At 56.1% G+C, this 1,417-nt stretch carries 1 protein-coding gene and 1 pseudogene; one reads left to right on the forward strand and one right to left on the reverse strand.

Annotated features, from left to right (window positions below):
* The first annotated feature begins 197 nt into the window (after positions 1-197).
* Positions 198-1,298 (forward strand): hypothetical protein, encoded by a 1,101-nt coding sequence (locus ACH4C6_RS36405; protein ID WP_398112846.1) that lies wholly within the window; start codon positions 198-200, stop codon positions 1,296-1,298.
* A gap of 22 nt (positions 1,299-1,320) precedes the next feature.
* Here the strand turns inward: ACH4C6_RS36405 and ACH4C6_RS36410 are convergent.
* Positions 1,321-1,417, reverse strand: a pseudogene (locus ACH4C6_RS36410) (IS5/IS1182 family transposase); the annotation flags it as partial.

A 1,417-nucleotide genomic window follows, 5' to 3' on the forward strand; every position in this document is an offset into this window, starting at 1 on the left:
TCTCCCGACGGACTGCCCGGCAACACCCACCGGCCCTCGAAACGGACGACTCATGCCGGGTGTCCGGTCCCGACATCACGCATTCAAGTTCAGTACCCAGCAGCCTCATCAACGCACCTCAGGTCCGATCCGCATGAACCATGCCTTGCCCACGGCCGTAGTAGCCCCGGTAGGTGTGCGGCTAAGATGGAGTTCCGATGGGGTCATTCCTTGATGGTGAAATTCAGGAGAGTCTGCTGCGGCGGGTGGCCCAGGTGGTCACCAACTCCGGTGACCTTGTCGCAGGAGCCGACTTCTCCCTCGCTCGCCATGGGTTGCGCCGGGATGGATCTAACTATCTCGAAATCTATTACACGGGCAATGCTCCGAACAGCAGTACAGTCGACAGGTTTAAGGGAATCGCGAAGCCATTTCGCCAGCAGGGCATTCATATTTTGCTAAAAAAATGCCCCCCTCTTCTGTATGTTCCCGTCCCGCTCTATTTTACACAAGAAATATCGGCCCCTCATGCTGCCATATGCCTTCTCTCTCCAGAGGATAGTATCGGCGTTAAACTGGCAAGGATGTCCTGTGTTACTCAAGTAGTGCAGGGAGACCCCAGATCTGGTAGGCCGACGCCTGACGAGTACTACGATCTGTACGAAATAGTGAATCGAATTGGTTCAAAGTGGCTAGACATGATGCTTGCATGCAATCAACACGTTGCCTACCACGGGGGTGTAAGGACGAACCTCGCCAGCCTTTCGGCTGGACTGTTCAGTGACGAGTTTGAAAAATTCTCACGCAACGAACCGGGGCTTGATGAGGGCGCATTTCGCCAAGCCCTAACCGGCCTACTGAGTGGTGACTTCTCAGTCGCTAAGGAAGCGGAGAGGTATGCCCTAGCGTACGATAAGGGAAACGCGTCGGCTGACAAATTGAGGAAGCAAATGGGAAAGTACTTCACATCCCCGGACCTTCCTTTCTTCCCCTCTTCTGAGGCTAGCCTAAGGAAAAGCATCAACCTTGACGAATTCTCGCTTGGAAGCAAAGGCTATCGCGCTTCAGAGCGTGCGAGATTTGTTGTGGCGACATCGATACGCGACGCGATCGCCTCCGTAGGAATCGAGGAAGCTCACCCTCGTTATGAGACCGGTCGCCTGATGCTGCAAGACGGATTGTCCCGCTATGCGGCCTGGATGACTTCCAACCGGTCATCCATGAACGCCCCTCCCCAAGACCTTGATCTTGCAGACGACGCGGCTCGAAGCGCCAAGTCTTCGGTGCGGGCGACGCAGGCGCGCCCTCGCCCTCGGTAGAGGTGGCATCACTGAACCTCTTTCATCCTGAATAGTCGCAGGTCAGCAGTGTGTGTACGGCCTGGATGATGGTGCCGATGCGGCGGGTGGAGCATCTGGCTCGCTGGAGGATCCGCCAG

Origin of the sequence: Streptomyces sp. NPDC017943 (assembly GCF_044328425.1) — a bacterium.
Lineage (GTDB): Bacteria > Actinomycetota > Actinomycetes > Streptomycetales > Streptomycetaceae > Streptomyces > Streptomyces djakartensis_A.